The sequence below is a fragment of the Prevotella falsenii DSM 22864 = JCM 15124 genome (genome assembly GCF_000613945.1).
Lineage (GTDB): Bacteria > Bacteroidota > Bacteroidia > Bacteroidales > Bacteroidaceae > Prevotella > Prevotella falsenii.
Genome location: NZ_BAJY01000002.1, coordinates 105,870 through 127,555 on the forward strand (window position 1 = coordinate 105,870; position 21,686 = coordinate 127,555).

General features: G+C 42.6%; 17 protein-coding genes and 4 pseudogenes. 5 read left to right on the forward strand and 16 right to left on the reverse strand.

What is annotated here, in order from left to right; translation table 11 throughout:
- Window positions 1-210: 210 nt before the first annotated feature.
- On the reverse strand, window positions 211-2,166 hold the full coding sequence (locus JCM15124_RS01600) for a hypothetical protein (RefSeq protein WP_024998016.1): 1,956 nt from the start codon (window positions 2,164-2,166) through the stop codon (window positions 211-213).
- Between the two features lie 548 nt (window positions 2,167-2,714).
- Window positions 2,715-4,673 (reverse strand): hypothetical protein, encoded by a 1,959-nt coding sequence (locus tag JCM15124_RS01605; protein WP_024998017.1) that lies wholly within the window; start codon window positions 4,671-4,673, stop codon window positions 2,715-2,717.
- Between the two features lie 343 nt (window positions 4,674-5,016).
- On the opposite strand from JCM15124_RS01605, the pseudogene JCM15124_RS12830 reads away from it, so the two are divergent.
- Window positions 5,017-5,837, forward strand: a pseudogene (locus JCM15124_RS12830) (hypothetical protein).
- 358 nt (window positions 5,838-6,195) lie between these two features.
- On the opposite strand, the pseudogene JCM15124_RS12835 reads toward JCM15124_RS12830, so the two are convergent.
- The 6 genes and pseudogenes from JCM15124_RS12835 to JCM15124_RS01640 form a co-directional block, all read right to left on the reverse strand.
- Window positions 6,196-7,133: pseudogene (locus JCM15124_RS12835) on the reverse strand (DNA/RNA non-specific endonuclease).
- Between the two features lie 124 nt (window positions 7,134-7,257).
- A complete protein-coding gene (locus tag JCM15124_RS01625; protein ID WP_004364223.1) occupies window positions 7,258-7,509 on the reverse strand; it encodes a type B 50S ribosomal protein L31 in 252 nt (83 codons plus the stop codon).
- Window positions 7,510-7,648: 139 nt separating this feature from the next.
- Window positions 7,649-8,629, reverse strand: a complete 981-nt coding sequence (locus tag JCM15124_RS01630; RefSeq protein WP_024998018.1) for a choice-of-anchor J domain-containing protein — start codon at window positions 8,627-8,629, stop codon at window positions 7,649-7,651.
- Window positions 8,630-8,667: 38 nt separating this feature from the next.
- Window positions 8,668-8,934 (reverse strand): choice-of-anchor J domain-containing protein, encoded by a 267-nt coding sequence (locus tag JCM15124_RS16360; RefSeq protein ID WP_232220047.1) that lies wholly within the window; start codon window positions 8,932-8,934, stop codon window positions 8,668-8,670.
- A 14-nt stretch (window positions 8,935-8,948) separates the two neighbouring features.
- Window positions 8,949-9,995, reverse strand: coding sequence for a DUF5689 domain-containing protein (locus JCM15124_RS12845; protein ID WP_232220048.1), 1,047 nt, complete (start codon window positions 9,993-9,995; stop codon window positions 8,949-8,951).
- 13 nt (window positions 9,996-10,008) lie between these two features.
- Window positions 10,009-12,591 carry a TonB-dependent receptor gene (locus JCM15124_RS01640; protein ID WP_024998019.1) on the reverse strand — a complete coding sequence of 861 codons (2,583 nt, stop codon included), beginning with the start codon at window positions 12,589-12,591 and terminating at the stop codon, window positions 10,009-10,011.
- Between the two features lie 252 nt (window positions 12,592-12,843).
- On the opposite strand from JCM15124_RS01640, the pseudogene JCM15124_RS12850 reads away from it, so the two are divergent.
- From JCM15124_RS12850 to udk, 3 genes and pseudogenes are all read left to right on the forward strand, one after another.
- A pseudogene (locus JCM15124_RS12850) lies at window positions 12,844-13,889 on the forward strand (endonuclease/exonuclease/phosphatase family protein).
- Entirely contained in the window at window positions 13,890-14,471 is a 582-nt protein-coding gene (locus tag JCM15124_RS01650) for a uracil-DNA glycosylase family protein (RefSeq protein ID WP_024998020.1), read from the forward strand. It abuts the pseudogene before it with no gap.
- 2 nt (window positions 14,472-14,473) lie between these two features.
- Window positions 14,474-15,106 (forward strand): uridine kinase, encoded by a 633-nt coding sequence (udk, locus tag JCM15124_RS01655; protein WP_024998021.1) that lies wholly within the window; start codon window positions 14,474-14,476, stop codon window positions 15,104-15,106.
- 490 nt (window positions 15,107-15,596) lie between these two features.
- On the opposite strand, the gene JCM15124_RS15685 is transcribed toward udk, so the two are convergent.
- The 5 genes and pseudogenes from JCM15124_RS15685 to JCM15124_RS12855 all read right to left on the reverse strand — a co-directional run bounded on the left by JCM15124_RS15685 (window position 15,597) and on the right by JCM15124_RS12855 (window position 18,298).
- Window positions 15,597-15,764, reverse strand: a complete 168-nt coding sequence (locus tag JCM15124_RS15685) for a hypothetical protein (RefSeq protein ID WP_156930594.1) — start codon at window positions 15,762-15,764, stop codon at window positions 15,597-15,599.
- A gap of 11 nt (window positions 15,765-15,775) precedes the next feature.
- Window positions 15,776-16,660 (reverse strand): hypothetical protein, encoded by an 885-nt coding sequence (locus JCM15124_RS01670; protein ID WP_024998022.1) that lies wholly within the window; start codon window positions 16,658-16,660, stop codon window positions 15,776-15,778.
- A gap of 30 nt (window positions 16,661-16,690) precedes the next feature.
- Window positions 16,691-17,080 (reverse strand): annotated as a pseudogene (locus JCM15124_RS17135) (leucine-rich repeat domain-containing protein); the annotation flags it as partial.
- Between the two features lie 5 nt (window positions 17,081-17,085).
- On the reverse strand, window positions 17,086-17,871 hold the full coding sequence (locus JCM15124_RS01675) for a leucine-rich repeat domain-containing protein (RefSeq protein WP_024998023.1): 786 nt from the start codon (window positions 17,869-17,871) through the stop codon (window positions 17,086-17,088).
- Window positions 17,852-18,298: a leucine-rich repeat domain-containing protein gene (locus tag JCM15124_RS12855; protein ID WP_156930596.1), complete on the reverse strand. Its 447-nt coding sequence runs from the start codon at window positions 18,296-18,298 to the stop codon at window positions 17,852-17,854. Before JCM15124_RS12855 ends, JCM15124_RS01675 begins: the two co-directional genes overlap by 20 nt.
- Window positions 18,299-18,485: 187 nt before the next feature.
- Here JCM15124_RS12855 and JCM15124_RS01685 point away from each other — a divergent pair, with 187 nt between their 5' ends.
- The gene (locus tag JCM15124_RS01685) at window positions 18,486-18,818 is read left to right on the forward strand and encodes a cupin domain-containing protein (protein ID WP_024998025.1); all 333 of its coding nucleotides are present in this window, start codon (window positions 18,486-18,488) and stop codon (window positions 18,816-18,818) included.
- A 137-nt stretch (window positions 18,819-18,955) separates the two neighbouring features.
- Here JCM15124_RS01685 and JCM15124_RS01690 read toward each other — a convergent pair whose 3' ends face one another.
- The 3 genes from JCM15124_RS01690 to JCM15124_RS01705 form a co-directional block, all read right to left on the reverse strand.
- Complete coding sequence (locus JCM15124_RS01690; protein ID WP_024998026.1) at window positions 18,956-19,342, reverse strand: DUF1573 domain-containing protein; 387 nt, start codon at window positions 19,340-19,342, stop codon at window positions 18,956-18,958.
- A gap of 508 nt (window positions 19,343-19,850) precedes the next feature.
- Entirely contained in the window at window positions 19,851-20,210 is a 360-nt protein-coding gene (locus JCM15124_RS01700; protein WP_024998028.1) for a DUF488 domain-containing protein, read from the reverse strand.
- A complete protein-coding gene (locus JCM15124_RS01705; protein ID WP_024998029.1) occupies window positions 20,203-21,663 on the reverse strand; it encodes a PepSY domain-containing protein in 1,461 nt (486 codons plus the stop codon). The genes JCM15124_RS01700 and JCM15124_RS01705 overlap by 8 nt, the downstream gene beginning before the upstream one ends.
- Between the last annotated feature and the right edge of the window lie 23 nt (window positions 21,664-21,686).

Here is a 21,686-nt window from a genome sequence, read left to right on the forward strand (position 1 = left end):
CTGCAAATTTACAAAATTATTCCGAATAATCAATTTTGTAAGCATTAAAAAATCTTATATGTGTTATTTAACGATTGGCTTCTATAATTTGCTTTCATTCAACGATTACATTCATACTGTCTTAACTTAAAAAGTCCTGACCAAACTTGCATTCGGTCAGGGCTTTCCTTTTTATTAATGGCATCTCAAAGATACCTTATGGGCTTCTTTTTACTTTACCAATACCTTGACAGTAGAGCCGTCAGACATCTTGACGATGTTAAGACCGTGCTGCGGAGCACTGATTTTGCGGCCGTCTATGGTGTAGCGTGCTACCTCTTTCGGTTCGCCCTTGTTCTCGGATATACCCTCGACGCCGGTTGGGTCTTGCAAGTAGAATTTGGCTGCATTGTCAATCTTGCCGTCGCTGCGGATAATCATTGCGATGACTGCGAGTTTGTTGTAGCCTGCTTTCTTTATAGCATCTTGCAGTGTATTCTTCGTTGGCAGCGTAAGAGTGTAGGTATTGGTTACGACTTTACCTTCCTGTAATGGGGCGAGTTTTGCATTGTTGGTAGTTGATTTGTAAGAACCGGTGAGCAATACATCGTCGTAATTCAATGTTACTTTGGCACTTCCATACTTGCCGTCCTTGCAGAATGGAGAGAGGTATGGGTCGTTGGAAACGTTTTGGCTAACGTATTTGTAGTAATAATTGTTCTGTTGCCATGAGGCATCAGTACCGGTAAGTTCGTCTCCAATGAGAGCATAGGCAATTTCGTATGTTCCATTTACCAAAGGTTCAATGGTTGCCGTAGCTGTTACTTGTGTACAATCGGCATTCAGTTTGCCTGTAACCGATACGCCTACCGTTGCTATATGGGCAAGTGATTCTTTGAAGTCTGCGCATATATCTTCTTCTGTTCCGTAGAAAGGGTCTAATATTGCGTTGTCGCGATCTATCCTACAAGCAGGTGCTTCGCTAAAGTTCAGCTCTGCATAGTCAGGACAGTACATGGCATCGGTTTCGTTAAACTGATGAATGGCAATACCTATGAAGTTCTCGCCGAACTTGTCGCGCATCTTCTTCATGCCTGCCCAACCGCGTGGACACCACCCACAGCCTGTGCCTGTATTCTCCTCAACAACGACACCTCGCTTTACTTGTTTGCCGACGGTGGTTAGTTTGAAGGTTGCCGACTTCTTTTCAGCTTCGTTTGCCTTGCCGTTCACTTTCGTAATAGTGATGCTTTTTTCGCTTATACCAATCTTGGAATCGGCTGTGAGGGGCAAGTCGATGGTGCACTGAGCACCCATTGTCTTGACCGGAGGGTTGATGTCGAGATGCTGCTCTGCACCCGCTACGCCATCAGTAGTGATGGTATAGTCGATACTGTTGATGCCGGCACTGCCGCCATTGAAAAGTACGAGCTTGCTCTTGCCGGTGCCGTTCTTTAGTAAAACAATGTCTTCCATTGTATCGGGAGAAGCTGAATTTTCTACGAATTTACCTTCTACGAGTATCTGCAGTGCCAATTTGCCGAAGCCTTCTTCCGCTAAATCGCTCCATTTTGCTGAAGTTGATGAGGTTCGTATAAAGAAACTATTTGCCTCTTCGCCTTCAAATGTAACGATAGGAAACTTTGTTGCACTTTCCGAAACATCGGCAACAGTAACGCTGTAACCTATATAAACGCCGTCGGTACCAATAATGTAGGGTGTGGTTAGTTCAACATCGTTGGCAATTCCGTGCTTTTCTTCGCTCTCATCACCGGCAGTCAAAGTTGTCTCGTCGATATTCTGAACATAGTCAGCACTGTTTACATCATCGGGCAAAGTCTTTGAAATCCAGACTTTGATGTTATTTGTGTTCGCTTTATCGCGGAGGTAGAAGCGAATAGCCTTGATGGTTTTTCCCACGATAACAGCATTGCCGGGGGCAACGAAGATAGCCGCAGCGTAGGTTTCGGCTTTCGATACACCGATAGAACTACGTTCTTCCGCTTCAGCTTGGTATCCCCACCATATTTGATTGGCTGTGGGTTCAATCTTATTGAGCGATGCTTTGTGTGGTGTGAACAGCCGTGTGTGTCCCGCTGCATTCGGTTCTTGTTGAAATACTCCTGTTTGTGCATAGGCTGAAATGCCCAGTACAAATGCATAGGTTAAAAATAATAGTTTTCTCATATTTACAAAAGTTTAAGTTAATGTTGCTGTATTTGATTATTACGATGTTGTTTAATACACCTTTTTTGTTTTACTCTGCAACGGTGATGTAATTTTTCACAGATTGTTTTCGCCTCTTTATCTTTACATCTTGTAGTATCTGCAAAATTACAAAATTATTTTGAAAATATAATCTTGCAGGCATAAAGAGTTCTTATGTGCGTTATTTTAACATAACTTTGATACAAGAATTACGCCGGTATATTAGTTATAAGATATTGAAAGAAAGAGCCGATTATTACTTAATACGCTTATCACCGGAAAGCAGCTGAAGCATCTTCGGGCTTAAATTCTTACGCCGACCCCACGTTGTTCATCTGCGCAACCATTCCATCTCGCCGTAGCCCGCTACGCCTTCGATGAAATGCCGGCACATCTGCTCAACAATCGACAAATCAGTCAAGGACGCTAATGAACCGATTGGGGTTAAAAAGCCCCGACCAAACTTGCGTTCGGTCGGGGCTTTCCCTTTTGTAATGGCATTTCGTATATGCCTTATGCGTTTCTGTTTACTTTACCAAAACCTTGACAGTAGAGCCGTCAGACATCTTAACAATGTTAAGACCGCGCTGTGGAGCACTGATTCTGCGACCGTCTATGGTGTAGCGTGCTACTTCCTTCAGTTCGCCCTTGTTCTCAGAAATACCTTCAACGCCGGCTGGAGCTTGCAAGTAGAATTTGGCTGCATTTTCAATCTTGCCGTCATTGCGGATAATCATTGCGATGACTGCGAGTTTGTTGTAACCTGCTTTCTCGATTGCTTCTTTCAGCGTATTCTTCGTTGGCAACGTAAGTGTGTAAGTGTTGGTTACGACTTTACCTTCCTGTAGTGGTTCGAGCGTTGCCTTGTTGGTACCTCCAACATAAGAGCTGGCAAGCAAAACATCTTCGTAAGAGAATGTAACCGAGCTACTTCCATACTTGCCACCCTTGCAGAACGGAGTAAGGTATGGGTCGTCAGTGCCCCATTGAGCAGCAGTGCGTGAGGCGTAATTGTTGGCCTGCTTCCATGAAGTAGCCGTTCCGGTAAGTTCATCGCCAATAAGAACATAGGCAATTTCGTATGTTCCATTTGCCAAAGGTTCGATAGTAGCTGTAGCTGTTATTTCGGTACGGTCGGCATTCAGATTACCTGTAACCGATACGCCTACTGCTGCAAGACGTGCGAGTGCTTCCTTGAAGTCGTTGCAGATGTCGTTGTTTGTACCATAGAAAGGATCCATCATATTACCACGTTCTATTTTACAAGATGGTGCTGAGTTAAGACCAATCTTTGCATAGCCACTGTAGTACATTGGGTCGGATTGGTTGAACCCGTGTATACCAATACCTATGAAGTTCTCACCGAATGTGTCGCGCATCTTCTTCATACCTGCCAAGCCACGTGGACACCAAGGACAGCCTGTGCCTGTAAACTCTTCGACAACAACACCTCTCTTCACTTCCTTGCTGACAGTGGTCAGCTTGCAAGTTGCAGTGTTGTTGCTTGCTTCGTTGGCCTTGCCGTTCACCTTGGTAATGGTAACGGTTTTCGTTGTTGTACCTGTATTGGCATCAGCTGCGAGAGGCAGGTCGATAGTGCACTGACCGCCATATACATTGAACGCCGGGTTAATGTCGAGATGCTGTTCTGCACCTACCGTACCATTGGTAGCGACTGTATAGTCGATGCTACTGATACCGGCACTACCGTTATTGGTTACGACGAACTTGCTCTTGCCTGTGTTATTCTTCGCTACAACAATATCTTGCAATGAATTAGCAGATACCGAATTCTGAACGAAATCACCCTCTACGAGAATCTGCAATGCCAATTTGCCATAATTTTCGTTAGAAAGATCACTCCATTTACTTACAGAAGTTGAGGTGCGAATAAAGAAGCTATTAGCTGCTTTATTGCCCGTCCATGTAACGATAGGGTATTGTGTTCCACTGCTTGAAGCATTGGCAACGGTGAAAGAATAACCTACATAAACACCTTCAGCACCTACAACGTGTGGTGTGGTGAGTGCAACGTCGTTGGCAACTCCCATTTTTGCATTGCTCTCGTCGCCGGCATTCAGAGACGATTGAGCAACATCTTGAACATAGTCTGCCTTGCTGACGTCCTCAGGCAGGCTCTTTGAAATCCATACCTTGACGTCGCTCGTGTTCGCTTTATCGCGGAGATAGAAGCGAATCGCCTTGATGGTCTTTCCCACAATAGCACTATTGCTAGCGGTAACGAAGAAAGCAAGATTGTAAGTTTCGGCTTTTTGTATGCCGAGTGCTGAACGAGCTTCGGTTTCATTACCATATCCCCACCAAATCTGGTTGGCAGCGGGGTCTATTTTCTTGACCTGCGCCTTATATGAGGTGAACGACTGTGCATTTCCCGCTGTACTTGGGATTTGCTTTAATACTCTCGTTTGTGCATGGGCTGACATGCCCAGTACAACTGCAAAGGTTAAAAATAAAAGTTTTTTCATACTTGTAAAATTTAAGTCAATGCTCCGTATTTGGTTATTACGGTATTATTTAACACGCTTTTGTCTTTCTTTTAAGATAATGATACATTATTTTAACAGTTTCCTTGTCAATTTTTTACTTCTTTCTTTAGACAGTACCATGTATCGAACACAAAATTACAGAATTATTTTGAAAAGACCACTGTATTGTTGGAAATATTTATTAAAAAGGTTTAAAAAGCATTCTATACGCCCTTTCGTAGGGATTTCCCTATTGCAAAATAGAGAAAAAGAATTTCAACAGCTTGTGGTTTTCTCTAAATTTGCGGTATTGAAAAGAATATAAACATAAAAAGTTACAATTATGAAACAGATAGCTAAGTTTTTAATGGCACTTACATTGGTGGCTGTTCCCGTAGGATTTACAAGTTGTGATAACGAAGAAGAGCATTATAACTATTACAACGACCTCGTAACAGAGGCTGTTCGGAACTATTGGTACACATATCCCGGTGGGGCTGATTACTATACAACCCGAGACTGGTTTTTGTATTACTATCCGTCGGCTACGGCAGTAGAATTTGCAGAGTTTATGAATGCGGTAAACTATGGCTATGTAGACAATTACAATCCTAAAGAGAACGACCCGTTAATGGCAGAAGTCCAGATGCTTTCGGGAGAATGGGCTGGCGATATGACCATCTATTTCGATGAAAAAGGGAAGCGAATGTCGCAGACTTTCCATGCCAATATGAAGTTCTTCCAGTACGAAACGTCAAAGAATTCGTTGAGTGGGCACGGTATAGAGGTTGATACGGCAGACAACGGTGCAACACAAACGTTGGAATTCTCGTGGTTTGTAGACAAGAATGGCGATATTTATATCCGATATACCAAGTCGGGCACAATATTCAGAATGGACGCAAACTCTTCTAAAAAGGGCTTCCACCTTGGTTATGAGCAGCAAAAGGGCTACGATACATTCTTCGGTTACGGTGTCAGCACGAATACTACAGACGAATTTTATATCGACTTAGCACGCCAAGCAACCAACAACAGCAAGGCAGAATGGTAAAGACACGCACTGCAACCGGTACGATAGCAGGCAAGGCGTTTGGCAAAGCCACGCTGAACAATGCAGCTGAGCACAAGGCAAAAGCCGTGAGCGGCTTGAGGGAAAGATAAAACTTCTAATTCTAAGTTCATTAAGAAGCCTCGTTTGGAGAAGTCCGAACGAGGCTTTTTGTGTCTGTGTACAATGGAATTTCAGTGGTGTGATTTTCCTTTTATTGCTTGTGTAAGATGTTGAAGAACCACTTTGATTTTGTAAAGATAGTTCGTAGTGAAAATGATAATTTCGATTTGGCATTGCGAAAGCGTAGGTTTTGCGATGCAAAACCTACGCTTTTACCGTGTAAAACCTACGGTTTCGGAATGCAAAACAATAGGTTTTGCATTGTGTTGATAATGAAGTGGTTACACAAAACATAATCTTGTGAAAAATGTTTACAGTATTTCAGTCGTTTTTTCGTTTGTTGTTTTGTTATTTAATGTTCCACAGATTTATGATTATATCCTTGTTCAAGCTCTCTACTTTCTTCTCTATGTCGTCGGGGAGATTGCAGAAGAAGTCTATATGCGTGAGCTCTTCAAGTTCTTTTATGTTCACGACATAAGGTTTGAGCGATGTTTCTTGGTTGTTTTCGTGTTTAAACCAGAAACCGATGGCTTTGTATTCCCATTTGTTGTGTGCATTATTATAGTATTTCATAAGTGCTGCCGAGAAGAAATAGCCCGGCACAATGAAGCCGTTGCGTAGGTAGGCTTTCACTTTAGACGACTCGTCGATGGTGCCGCCACGACATATAAACATTGTGTCTTTTGAATTTATATTGAACGCAGCACGTATTTTGTTTTCCATTGTCAGCCAAATACCGCCACCTTTTGCACTGCCGTTGAATGCGCTAAGCTGCGGCTGCATGTTGCTGATGTAGAAGGTTTGCTTTTGTGCTTCTTCTGTATTTCTGCGGTCTGCCGATGGACAAAGGTGCCCGTGGTCGTAACCTGTATTCCAATAGGGGTCGTAGCCGAATGCCATGGAAGCGGGAATTAAGGGGTCGGAAGGATATTGTGGGTTGCCATACCATCTGCCAGTGTTCCATTTGCTGTTACTTTGGTATAGCTGATAGCAAGTCCAACGATTCGATTTCTTTTCGCCGTCCCATTCAAGCTGTAGTTTACTTCGCCTGCGCTTTGGTCTATGTGGGTAATAACGATGCTTTTGCCTCCTTTAAGCTGTGGAAATTCCAAGCGATGTGTGTATCGGTTGCCATCTTTCAGATTGGAATTGCTGTTATTGGCGATGGTTTTGTGGTTGTCATCATCGGGCGAATTGTTGCTGTCGTTGCCACAAGCCGAGAGAAAAATAGCTGCAACGAAAAGGAGAGAGAAGATGCTTAATAAAGGTTTTGTAGGTTTCATTTGTCTTGAGGGTTTAGTTATAATCTGTTGATACCAATTTTGTGTTGTTGAAAAAGAAAAAGTGCGAGCAAACGCATATGCAACTACGTTTGACCGCACTTTATACTGTTGTGGGTATATTGTTTTACTTCTTCAACTTACCGTAACGGTTCATGAAGCGGTCTACGCGACCTGCAGTGTCCACAAGTTTGCTCTTACCTGTATAGAATGGGTGAGAGGTGCTTGAGATTTCGACTTTAACCAATGGGTAAGTTTCGCCTTCAAACTCTACAGTGTCGTTAGATTTGCATGTAGATCTTGAAAGGAACATATCGCCGTTGGACATATCTTTGAATACGACGGGGCGATAGTTGTCTGGGTGAATACCTTTTTTCATTTTACTTTTATATGTTTTATTATTAATAAAAATTTCGTTGTTTGCATTGTGTCGTACAAGTGGTATTCTGCCACCACATACTCACAAGGTGCAAAATTACGAATAATTCTGCACCCTGCCAAATATTTACGATAGTTTTTTAGTTTACCGTAACTTTCTTAATTTCCCATGTTGTGGTAATTTCTTTGGTACTGTTGTATTCAAACGCAACGAATACTTTTTCCTGACCGGCATACTCTTTCAAGTCGCAAGTAGAATCTACGAAGTTCCAATTCTTGCCAGAAGGAGGATTGTTGATAGCCACCGACTTCCAGTTGTTGCCATCGGTAGAAACAAGTACCTTGACAGCATCGTTGAGAGCGGCTGTCTTCAGATAGTTCAAGGCATTGTTGAAAGTCAGGGTAGCTGTGCTCAGACCCTTTAAGCTGAATGCCGGCGATATGAGACGGCTTTGCGTTTCATAGTTGGTATTGTTGGCACGACCGGTTGCTTTCATTTGTTTGAAGTTTGCATCGTGAACCCATACATTTGTCAATCCTTCGGGGAGAGCCTTTACATTCACGATGGTGAAGTTGGCAATGTCGTTTTCGAACGTTGCATTTAAGCCGGTATTGGCAGGTGAAGGAGTTTCTTGCACCTCGCCGTTAAGCGAATAGATGTAGTTGCCTTGCCCAAGTTGCTTGACGCCATTGGTATGTGTCATCAGCTTACCGCAAATAATAACCTTGTCGCCCTTCTTGATTTTATTGCTGTCTGTGAACTTTACGTTGCCCAAAGCCTTTCCACGGAAAACATAGAACTGGTTGGTAGTGGTGCCATCGTCAGAGATATAGTAGGTGGCATTGCCGTATTGGGTGTTGATTTCCTGAACACTTACGACGATGCCCTGTACATAGACCTCCTTGTCGAGCCCCTCTCCTTTGGTAATATAGTTTTGTGCAGCTACAATATTGAAAGGATCGTCCTTTGTACCGGTGCCTTTAGCCTCCATGTCGGAAGGATTTGGTGTATTATTGTCTTTCTCGAATGTAATGTCGTATGGCATTGGTACATCTTCGCAGCTTGTCAGTGTGAAAGCAGCGATAGCCAATGCAAACATTGAATTAATTAATTTCTTCATATCTGTTTTACTTTTTTTGTTTGTCTGTGCTTAATGTTTTATTTTACTACGAGGTTCTTGAATTCCCACGTAGCAGCAGTTGTTTCGGTACTGTTGTAGAAGAAACTAATGTAAATCTTCTTGCCACAGTAAGCTGTCAGGTCGGCTTTTGCAGTTACAAAGTTCCAGTTCTCGCCCGTTGGCTTTTTGTCGATGGTAAGGTCTTTCCATGTTTTGCCGTCGGTAGAAGCTTGTACTTTGAGCTCTTTGTCGAAGTCGCCGAAGTAGCGGGCTGCGTGGTCGAAAGTTAATGTAGCCTTTTTCACCTGTGTAAGGTCGATTAACGGTGATGTAGCACGGGCGTGGGTTTCGTATCGTTTCCCATTAACGTACGCTGTAGCTTCATTCCGAAGGCTGGAGAAATCCATTTCCAAACGAACGTTATACCCTCCGGGAGTGTGCCTTGGTCGAGCGTCCAGTCGGTCGGTGCTTCTGCAAACGAGTTGCTGTAAATCGTTTTCTCTGCCGGTGCAACAGGCTTAATATCGTCAAGAGAGCGGATAATGATTTCCCACTGATTGTTGAAACGCTTGAAAATACCTGTAATATCAACCTTACCGGTGGGGACTTTGGCATTTGCAAAGTCAGCGAAGTTGCTGTTATAGACAATTACTTTCTTGCCGTCTTGTTCGTTCAACGTCCACGAAACGCTGCCCGCGCCACCTGTTGCGTTAGCGAAAGTACCATCAACAGACGGTGTACTCGACTTGAAGCTGACGTTGCGAATGACGCCGAGCTTACCGGCATCTTTCTCAAATGTCCAACCGGTGCCGGCAGAACCATTTGCAAACTCTTCAGCCTCTACCGTATTACCTGAAGAGAGAATTTTGTAGTGCTTGTCCCAGACTATACGGCTGATGCGTCCGATAGATGTTGCGCCCTTAGCATTCATTGTTGGAACTCCAATTTGTGCTTGTTTGCCGTAGTTTCCTATATAAAGTTCTTTCAAGTCGATGAGTATTTCGGTTCCAATAGGAAGTATTCCGTAAAGACCGCCTTGCGCGACAGAAACGATGATAGCACCTGTTTTGTCTTGCAGTGCTATTTCATTATAGATGTTGCCTGCTATGTCTGAGCTTGTAACAATACCTTTTATCTGCAGGTTTTCGGTAACTTGCTCATAGCTTACCCCCTCGCGATAGTCGGTATTGATGGGTTTTGCAAACTTTGTTTTAAGGTCGGCGATAGAAATAACATTGGTTTCTGTTAGCTCGTTATTGCCGTATGGTGATGGGAGATTCTCATCAATCTCTGCATATCTGTCGCCCATACACGAAGCAAAAAGGGTGCAGACTGCTGCCATCATTATATATTTTATATTCTTCATAATTCTGTTTCTTTTAGAATTTATAGGCTATATTCAACATTCCGTTGATACCATTTACATAGTATTTCTTAGGATTTTTGTTGAAATCGTACGCACGTGCTGTGGTTTCACCTGTGGTTTGATTAATTGTATAGCTACTTCTGCTCTGCTCGTAACCGCCGGAAACAATCTTCTGATTATTCAAAAGGTTGGTTATCATCAAATTGATGGAAAGGCTTCCGCTCTTTAAATAGATGTTCTTACCGATGGAAGCGTCGAGCATAAAGCCGCCTTTTCCTTCGCTTTGAGCGTATGGAGTGTAGTTGCCTTCAGCATCTATACCGCCAAATTTTGTACCCATTGTACGCAAAGTGCTGCCATAACGGAGGCTCGGAGCGTAAGAAAGATAGATTCTATCATAATAGTTGCCCTTCAAATCAATGAACCAACCGCCTTGGTGGAAGCTCAAAATGCCACTGTATGCAGATAGTGGAGTACCGCTTTCGCGCATTCCTTTGTTGTAGACAACATCTTTATAGAAAGTGCTCTTTGTAGAGTTCATATAAATAACATCGGCGTTGTTGATATTCTTTGCTTCGCTCCAAGTTCCCAAAGCCTTGAAGTTCAAGAAACTTGTGAGTTTGAAATCAAGACCCAATTCTACACCGTAGTAATTCTTTTTGATACCGGTCATGCTGACATAGGTAAATGAATTGACATCGTCGAAATAGAAGTTCTGCCACTCTGTTACATGTGTCAGGTGGTTATAGTATGCGCTCAAGTTGGCGTGTAGCCAGTTGCCGGAATACTGATAGCTTATTTCGCTTGAGAAAATGCGCTCGTTGCGTAAGTTCTGAACGAAGTCGTTGTTCATTTCGGGCGATACAAAGGCATTGCTTGCTTGCGGTGCACGGTGCTCGTAGCCTAAGCCGAGAGATACAGCATTGCCGCCTCCGATTGTCCATGTACCACTGAACTTACCGCCACCTGTAAGGAAATCGGCGTGTTTGCTCTTTCCATACGAGTTGTTGGCAAACATTCCGTTGCGCATGTACCCACGTCTGTACATGTTGTCGTAGCCTATTTTGGCAGCGACCATGTAGTGCAGATTGCCATAAGTATGTGCAAAGTTTGTCCAAAGTGTACCACGGCGCACATTCAAATTGTAGTCGTAGCCGAACTTATCGCCTTCGTAAACCAATGCACCAAGCCCTTGTGTGCCCATTGTATTTAGGTCGTATTGAATGCGTGGGTCGTTTGCAGCGTAAGTTCCGATAGCGTATGTGTTCACGTTATGGAAACTCTTGGCACCCAAAAGGTCTTCCATCGTCTGATAATGGCGACCGAAGTTTTGTCCAATCATGAAGCCGATATTGAACACTTTGTCTTTTCCAATGTGTGTATTAAGCGATGAAGACAATGTAATTGTAGCGTTGTCGTTATGCTTTGCCTGAACGTAGTAGAGCGCATCTTGTCCGTTTGCAGCTGCTTGGCGGTTAGCATAGTAAAGTCTGTCCCATTGTATTTGGCGGTTCTCCTTGATTTTCCACCAATTCACGGCTGCGTTCCAGTCTGAGTATGCCTGCGCTGTGCGGTAGCGAGTGTTTTGCTCGTTCCAAACATCGTAATAGCTACTGGGCAGGTTTTTCCAATAATCCGGCTGTGGATTGTCTGCATTGTTGTAGTTCAGCTTGGTGCTTTTATACATCGAATACTTTCCGAACAAACTTGTTGTGAGCTTTGTTTTGTCGTTGATATTCCAATCCCAAGTGAAGATTGCTGCCGGAGCGAAGTCGTTTACCACACGGCTGTTGCGACGATGACCGTTCTGGTATCCCCAGTAAGGGTTGTATTGGTAGTCGTTAGCCAGCCAGTAAACTTCGTCGGTGCTTGCTCCTTGCGATGAACGTTCGGTAGGATTGCCCCATGTAGAGAAACTGAGCGAGTGCCCGTTGTTCCATTTCTTCTGGACACCGAAGAAGTAAGAGAGTGCGTTATAGAATGTTCCTTCTACATAACCACGGTTTGCCCAACGGTAAGTAATGTTGGCAGCAAAAGCCCAACCTTTACTGTTGAACCCGCTACCGTAAGTGTACATTCCTCTTAATGTGTAATTACGGTTTGCGCCCGATAATGTGATGCGGTGTCCGCCTGCCATTGAACCTGCTCTGAAATCGTAATTGTTACTTCCTGCCATAGCAGTCATTGAGAAATTATTATTCTCAAATGGTAATGCAAAATCCACATTTCTGGTTTGTTGGTTAAGTCCGCCTACTAAAGAATAACGGAATTGTCCGCTCTCCATATCGTTCATCGGTGCGCCATTAATGTAGACATCATTGTATTTAGGGCTTAACGCACGGTATCTGAAACGTAATGGAGAATATAAAAATCCGACTTCAGAGGCATACACATTACTATTTGAATTCAAGATAGTAACATTTGAACTCCTGTCGTTATCCTCTCCTAACTGTGCTTCTGTGAACGTGAATGCTGATTCGTCCATCATGTTTTGTGCTTGCTCGTGCCGTATCGTGTCGGTATTGTTGTTGTTCTGTGCAACAACCATTGACGAACTGCAGAGCGCAATCACAGCGAGTTTCAACTTTTTCTGCATATCTTTTTATTAAATATAATTATACTTTTGTGCAAAGTAACGAAATATTTTTTAAAAAGGAAAGGATTTTATGATAAAATTTAAATGTCGCTGTCTGCCAAGCAAAAAGTTTTATCAGGACTGTAATAAATTTAAATAAACGTGCTTTATTATCAGATAAATTCACGATATTTGCAGGTTGAATGCCATTCTGCGGTTTAACGACTGCTTTGGTAAATACTTTATTTGATTAAAAATCATACAATTATAACAATGAAGAAATATCTATTTTTCCTGATGTTTACGGTGCTTTTCGGTGCCAAAGTTAATGCACAAAAGAAGTTTTCCGTTTACGGAGTCGGCTTCTACAATCAAGAAAACCTTTTCGATTACACACACGACGAAGGTAAGAACGATATGGCATTTACCCCCAATGGGTCGTATAAATGGAATAAAATGAAGTATGAGAGCAAGTTGCGTAATATGTCTAAAGTGCTTGCTGAAATGGGAACAGATGTTCTTCCTAACGTTGGCTGTGCTTTATAGGCTTGTCTGAAGTTGAAAATGCGCATGTTTTAGACGACTTGACAGCGCAGCCGGCACTCGCTGCCCGTGGTTACAAGTACGTTCATATTGAAGGACCCGACAGGCGCGGTATCGATTGCGCCTTGATTTATAATCCTAAGTTCTTCACAGTGCGCGATACAAAGCTCGTTCCGTACGTTTATGAGCGTGCAGAAGATGCCAAACGCGCCACCCGTGGATTTCTTACTGTAAGCGGAACAATGGCAGACGAGCACGTAACCGTGGTTGTATGCCACTGGCCAAGCCGTGGCGCGGGTTCTTATTATCGCGAATTGGCCGGTAAACAAGTAAAGGTTTTGAAGGATTCGCTTTTACAAGACGACCCCAATGTGAAAGTTCTTGTAATGGGAGATATGAACGACGACCCGACAAACAAGAGTATGTACGAATGTCTATCGGCTAAAGCAAACATCGAAGAAGTGGGTGCGGGTGATATGTATAACCCTTGGTACAACGTCTTGGCAAAAGAAAACATAGGCACTTTGCAGTATCAAGGCAAGTGGAACTTGTTCGACCAGATTGTGATGACGCCAAACTTCTTGAACAAGAACAATCAAAAAGATTTTTCAAGTTTGAAGTATTGGAAGCATCAAGTGTTCCGTCGTGATTATCTTTTCCAAGAAACAGGCAAGTATAAAGGCAACACCAAGCGTACAACTGCCGGCGGTGTATGGCTTGACGGATATTCGGACCACCTCCCGGTAGTAGTTTATTTGATGAAGGAACAAAAGTAAATGGAGGTAGAAACTCATCCATTTGAACCGTGGCTGCCTGCCAATGCCAAGTTGCTGATGCTCGGAACGTTCCCGCCTGCGCCCAAACGGTGGGCAATGGAATGGTATTATCCGAACTTCACGAACGACATGTGGCGCATATTCGGGCTGATATTCTTTGGCGACAAGTTGCATTTCGTTGATGAAGAGAACAAGACTTACAAGCTGAACGAGTTGAAACAGTTCTTAAAGCAAAAAGGTGTGGCATTGTTCGATACCGCCTTGCGCATACGAAGAACCACGGGAACTGCTTCCGATAAGGATTTGGAAATAGTGGAACCTGCCGACCTTGACGGAATGTTGCGTTCGTTGCCGGACTGTAAAGCCGTATTGGCAGCAGGGCAACTTGCCACTAAAGTCTTTACCGAACACTACAATATAGATGCTCGTAATTTAAAGATGGGAGAGTACAGAACGTTCAACTTTGAAGGCAGAACGCTGAAATTATACCGACAACCCAGCAGTAGTCGTGCCTATCCGATGAAGGTTGAGAAGAAAGCGGTGTACTACGAACAGATGTTTAAGGAAATACAGATAATTTAAATATGCACGAGAATATAACGATAATAGGGATAGCAGGTGGCACAGGCTCAGGAAAGACCACTGTCGTGAATAAGGTTGTAGAAGCATTGCCCCCTCATCATGTGGCTGTAGTGCCGTTGGATTCGTATTACAACGATACCACCGAAATGACCGAAGAGGAACGCAGAGCCATTAACTTTGACCATCCGGACGCTTTCGATTGGAAGTTGCTGACCAAGCAAGTAAACGATTTGCGCAATGGAATAGCCATCGAGCAACCTACTTACAGTTATTTGGCTTGCAACCGTCTGCCCGAAACCATTCACGTAGAGCCAAAGCCGGTGATTATTATCGAGGGAATTATGACGCTTTTGAATAAGAAGCTACGCGATGTAATGGATTTGAAGGTGTTTGTAGACTGCGATTCCGACGAGCGTCTGATACGTAATATCGAGCGTGATATAATAGAACGCGGACGCGATGTCGCAACAGTCGTAGACCGATACCGCAAGGTTTTGAAACCAATGCACGAACAGTTTATCGAGCCTACCAAACGTTATGCAGATATAATTATTCCGCAAGGCGGCGACAATGCAAAGGGTATTGGCATTCTGTGTAGTTATATTAAAGGCTTGGTTCCGCAGGTTAAGGACTAAAGAGTTCTTGCAAGAAACAGTCTGTTTTACCTGAATTCGGCACGAAGAGAGCAGGTAAAGCAGACTATCTCACTGATGTTTTTAAGCAAGTCCGTTAATGAAAGAGTGAGCGTTCTTCCGTTTAACTTTGTAAAGATAATTCCCTTAAAAAGTGATAATTTCGATTTGGCGTTGCGAAAGCGTAGGTTTTGCAACGCAAAACCTACGGTTTTACCCTGCAAAACAGCCGCTTTTGCAATGCAAAACAATAGGTTTTGTAATGCGTTGATGGGCAGAGGGTTAAGTAATAGTTGTGCTTGCGAAAAATATTTACGTTTTTATCATCTTCTTTTCGCGGTACTGTCCTATAAAAGTGTGTACACCCACGATATTCCGTTTATCAACCGGCGGCTTCGTATTTATAAAAGGCAATAAGAAAAGCCATATCTTCGATAACACTGAAGATATGGCTTTTTATGTTTAATGAATTCTTGTTAAGGTTTCGGAATTCTTATTCTTCCCATTCGGTAGTAAAGTCTTCGTCGAATGTAGACTCTTTGCTGTCGCTGTCTTCCGGATTCATTTCTCCTGATATACGGATTATCGGGTTTTCGAGTAGTTCATCTGTTAGAACTACTGTTGCTACCAATGGGGTTTTATATTCTTTTTTGTTCATCATCTAATCTTGTTTTATTTTATTATAATCTTCTTACCGTTGTGAATGTAGATACCTGATGTTGGATTTTCTATGCGTACTCCTTGTAAGGTATAATAGTAGTCTGTGCTTGCTTTGTCTGTAGTCTTTATGTTCGCAATGGCATTGACTGTTGGTGAGACGAAGTTCATCTCAAATTCCTTTGCTGCGGCCGTACCTGAAAGTTCACCGACGATGCTTGTTGGCATTGATAACCAGCATTTGTTATAAGCAATGGTACCGTTCTTTCTGAAATATTTAAACTTGCCGTCTTGCAATCCAAGGTTGGTGTACTTTACACCATTTTTCATTTCTGTCATTGTTACTTTTGTTGCATCGGTAGCAAACGAAAGATAGTTCTTCTGCGTAGAAACAGGAGTTAGGTTCTCTTCTTCTCCAATACGATAAGTTGCATTTTCTTCGCTATTGCCTTTAAGAATTACACCAACATATTGCTCGTATTCCACATTGTCTGCTGTGTATTTGCCAATGCGTGCAGGCACATACTTGCCTTCGGCTTTGCCTGCAACCTTGATAGGCTCCATAGTGGCATTGCCCGTTTGGTTTTGCACGGTAGCATTAGCAGCCACGTATGCTGTTAGTGTAGAATTTGAAAGGTCCACATCAAAGTCGCGTCCCATTGTCTTCAAGCCGCTTGCAGGCAACTTGACGGGGATTTCGTATGCATACTTGAGACTTTTCCATTTATTAGGATTTTTATACTTGTTGCTGTCGTAAACGGATTTCCTTAAATAAACCGTAGTGGATTTTGGAAATTCCGGAAATCTGTTTCTTATAGGAGAATCGAGCACCGGGGGAGTTGCCGGCAACATGTATATACTTGTAACATCAGTATTTGTTACGATTCCATAGCTTCCCATGTGATAGTTTCTATTGTCGTTTTTGTTGTACTTGCCGATAGATTTTACATTGGCAGGAATGGTAAGTTCCTTGAGTTTCTTGTTTTCAGCAAAAGCACCTGCATATATTGTTTCCAGACTTGTGGGTAAAGTAATATGTGTTAAGCTATTATATGAAAGTGCACCTTCTTGAATGGTTTCTACGCCGGCAGGAACCGTATAGGAAACTCGACGGTCGGACTTGGCAGGGTATGCCAGTAGTGTCTTTTTATCAGCTGTAAAAAGAACGCCATCTATTGCTGTGTAGTTATTATTGCCGGGTTCGACTATAAATTTCTCAAGGTTTACTGTTTGAAGGAATGCACAAGGTTCTATAGAAGTAACACCTGAAGGAATGGTAACGCTGGCGCAGGCTGTATTATGGAATGCACCAAGACCTATTTTCTTTAAGCTCTGTGGAAGAGTGAAGTCTTTTTAAGGGAGCTGCATCTTGAAAAAGCACCTTCATGAATAGCCTCTAATTTGTTATAGAATTTAACATCCTTCAAACGTCTGCATTCGCTAAAAGCTCTTTCGCCAATAGTTCGTAAATCTTTTGAGAGGTCTATTGTGGGCAGTGAATTACAGTACTCAAAAGCACCATCGTGAATTGCTTCAATCTTGCCGGACAGCTTTACATCTCTAAGATTCTTGTTGCTTCTAAAACAAAAAGAAGGAATATAGGTTAAGACGCAATCGTCCGGAATGGTAAGTTTTTCAAGACTTCCACAGTTATTAAATGCCTCAACTCCCAAAGAACTCAAAGTCTTAGAAAATGTGATTTCTTTTAGTGCATTACAACTTTGAAAAGCATTACGCTCAATGCTTTCTAATTTTGAAGGAAGTTGGGTTGTCAAGCTCTTGCACTCAGAAAAAGCGTATCTCCCTATTTTTAATACCGTTTCCGGAATAATAAAAGAAGGCAACTTCTCTGACTTAGTGAGAAAATAAGATGGAATGTATGTATAGTTTTCTCCTCGCTCAAAAGTAAGCGATGTAAGATTTTTACATCCATAAAAAGTCCCGAATATGCTGTTAGCAGCTTCCCCTCCACCATCATTTAATGTTGTTATATGTTTCGGAATGATGATAGATGTGAGTATGTTGTTTGAAAAGGCATCGCCTGAAAGCTCCTTTACGGTTGTCGGGAAGTTGAAGTTGGTGGCATCTTTTTTACAAGGGAAGTAAAACAAGTGTTGTCATATCTTTATTGTAAAGTATGCCGTCTTGCACGGTGTAAGCGTTGTTTTCTCCTTGTATTTTTATTTCTGTCAATACTTCTGAAGCACCAAAAGCTCCGGTTGCTATTGTTTTTACTGTAGAAGGAAGCGTGATAGATGTTACTGTTTTATTAGACTGAGAACGGATAAAGTGCGATGCGATATTTGTTACATCGTATGTTCTTCCTTTCCATTCTGCAGTCGGGGGAATAACAATATCTCCACTTTTGCTTGTTCGTGTAACAGTAGCTGAAGCATCAGGTTTTGTAATGTCTTCCACGACAAAAGTAAATCCATTACTCTCAAAGCTTATTCTATTTTGTTTTTGTGCTGAAATTGGCACTACCGGCAATAGCATGACCAAAGTCGCAATGGCCATAGCTTTAAATAATTTAATCATAAAAAATATATTTACTTTATAGGTATTTATTCGTATTTTATATTTGATAGTCTCTTTTGAAGCTATATGACGGTGCAAAGGTAAAAAAATATTTATTTAATGCCCAAATAGAATACAAAAATCTTCTCTTTTTTTCTTTATTTTAGGGAAATATTTGCTATTTTTGTACAAATTTTAAAATATCGTTATGGTAATAGATTTTGAGAAAATAGCAGAGGAACACATACAAGGTTTCAAAGGGGGAGAAGGAAAGTTAGACACCCGTAACTATGTAGACGATAAAGCTCGGATAATGTATTCGACGCTTCGCCCCGGTGCACGAAGTGGCGAACACGAGCACAGCGGAACGTTTGAGGTGATGTATGTGATTAGTGGCGAACTGACAGTGCACTACGATGGCGTAGAAGAAGTTGTCAGAATGGGGCAGGTGCATTATTGTCCTGATGGGCACAAGCACTGGTTCGAGAACAGAACCGACCACGATGTGGTTTATTTTGCCATTGTTCCTACATTGGGTTAAGACGTGTTCTAAAAGTTCCTTGTCAGGATAAACCAAAACTTGGAACTTGCCTAAAGATGGAAGTCGGTTTCTATTCAATAGAAAAGCGAGAAACCAACGGCTCTTGGTTTCTCGCTTTATTCTTATGTATGTGTCTCTTATTTCCCTTCCATTACACCTTCTATATATAAGCGTGTCATTTCGGTTTTGGCATTCGACTTTATTGTAATGCTCTTTTTAAAATGTCCGGGAAATTTGCCTTGTCCGTTGTAAGTAATTTCTATTGAGCCTTTCTGTCCGGGAGCAATAGGGCGTTTGTCGTATTTGGGCACTGTACAACCGCAACTTGCTACTACTTGATTGATGACCAAAGGCGCATTACCTACATTCGTAAAAGTATAGACTGCCTTTTTAACCGGTGCGCTTTCAGGGAAAGTACCAACGTTAATCGTTATTTGGTCAAACTTAATTTCTGCTTGATTTTGTGCAGATGCCATTGTGGTACCAATGAACATCAGCAATATTGCCATTAAAAACTTTTTCATATATCTATCTTTTGTTTTTATTGTAGATGCAAAAATAGCGATAAAGTTTATTCTTTCTTTCCAAATTCACCTAAATTAACGGCTTTTTACAGTTCCTTAACGTAGTTATTGTCGTGTATGCTAACAAATTTGAAATCGAATGCCTTGTTGAAGAGTATTCAGTCTTGCATTTTTGCGTTGCGAAAGCGGCTCTTTTGTGATGCAAAACCTACGCTTTTACCGTGCAAAACAGCTGCTTTTGGAATGCAAAACAATAGGTTTTGCAATGTGCTGATAGAGACGTGATTATACGATACTTGCGCTTGTGAAAAATATTTATAGCTTTTACTCCTGTTTTCTGCTTATAGAACGATGAATGAAGACGAAGCTGTGTAACACCTAAAAGGCTCATCTGTTTAGATAAGATGAAGTTATAGTGTTGTCCATAATAACCGTTGATGCCCATATTGTTAAATTGGAAAAGACAAAAAACGGCTCCAAGATACAGCGTTTTGAAGCCATTTCCGTATTATTGGTTTATCAGCCAATCTCTAAGAATAATGGCATGGTTGCAGCTTTCGCTTTTTGCACCATACAATAATGTTACATTGTTCGACTCGAGAAGTTCTTTAATATGGTTGGCAAAAGGCGTTGCCTCCGGATTATTGTTAAGTTCCGAACGGTATTTTTCGGCAAATGTAGCGTAGTTTTCCTCCTTGTGTCCAAACCATTTGCGTAATTCGGGCGAAGGACTAATTGCTTTGTTCCATTCGTCGATACACGCTTTTTCCTTCGCAATACCCCTTGGCCATAGGCGGTCTATAAGGATTCTATACCCGTCGCCTTCTTCGGGCGTCAGGTAAACACGCTTTATTTTCAAGTCATTCATTGTCTTCATTCTCTAATCTTAGCTGCTGACGACGTTTCTTAGGTTTCTTTTCCTCTCTGTGTTTCTTGCGGTTCTTGCGTGGACGATAATAGCCTGTCCAAAGGCACCACGCAATTGCCAACCCTATAATGGCAATATAAACCACGTTGCTGGTGTCGTGCAGGAAGGTAAAAATGCGCCCGGTATGGGTTTCGAGTGCTGCTATGTGTAGCGACATCGGCAGATGCCGGAACCGGGCGGGCATCTTTGGCGAGGAAGTACCCTCGTAATAGTCGATGAGGAATGGTTCTTTGAAATCGTTGCTGAAGCCCACCATCATAATATCTTTGTCGATTGGCACAACCTTTGGCATTCCTCCCTGCACGTTGCGGCTCCAGAGATAAAGACCGTTGAACGACCCTATGAGCCATTGACCTGTGTTTACTTGGTGGAATGCTGAAAGTCCCATATAGCTTACTTTGGGCGTTCCCTTGATGGGACGTGGGGTAGAGCGGAGGTCTTGCAGTGCATAGAAACCTTTTGAGGTGTAGATAAGCCAGTCGTTTTCAGCAGAATCGTAACGCACGGCACGCAGCAGGTCGTTCCAAGGGTTCTTGCTGTCCTGTACCGTGAAAGGCAATGCAGGTATGCGCCCCTTTACTATTGCAACCATTGCAGGTGGGCGGAGAAACCAACCGGTGATGGTAACGAAAAGTGTAAGAACGATAGTAATTCTGCCAATACGGCGATGCACCCAATAAAGTTTCCTGAGTTGCGATTTCCCGGCACGTGTTTTACGTGCAATGAAGAACCAAACACCCGAGACACAAAGGATAATCAGAACGATAGCTACCGCGTCGCCAACGAGCTTACCGATAGTTCCAAAGAGTGCTCCGCTATGTATCAGCCACACGGTGCGTAGGAGTGAAACCTTGCCATCGTAGTCGGTGCCTGCCCGAAGTTGTATTTGCCGAAAGGGTTTGCCGGTATTAGGAGATAACCAAAGGTGGCTGCGAGAAGCTACAACCACCGAATCGCCATGCGAAGTAACATCTACCAATCGCGTGTCAAGACCGTCAAGGTCTACTGTTTCCCAAGTGTTGTTCTCAAGATGGAATAGCTGAAAATTGCCTACTGCCCATATTTCGCCCGAGCGAGTGCGGGTAATGGCTTTGATGTCGCGCAACTCAACGCCCGAAGGCATACCTTTGTTGAAGTCTTTAATCTTAGCACCAAGTCTGTCGCTGAGGAAAAATCCATTTTCACCATATATAATAATGCTGTCTCCCTTTGCAAGTGTGCCTCGCATCAGCCCCTGATTCCAGTTCTTATACGCATAGCTGCTTGGCATAATCGAGCGTGAAATGTTGATGCCCGAGAACATTTCGTGATGATTCAAGATTATGCCTGATACGCAAAACCCGATAAGGAACAGACAGAGAAACAGTCCGAACCAACGATGCATTTTCTTCATTTTACTTAATAGTTTCTTATGTT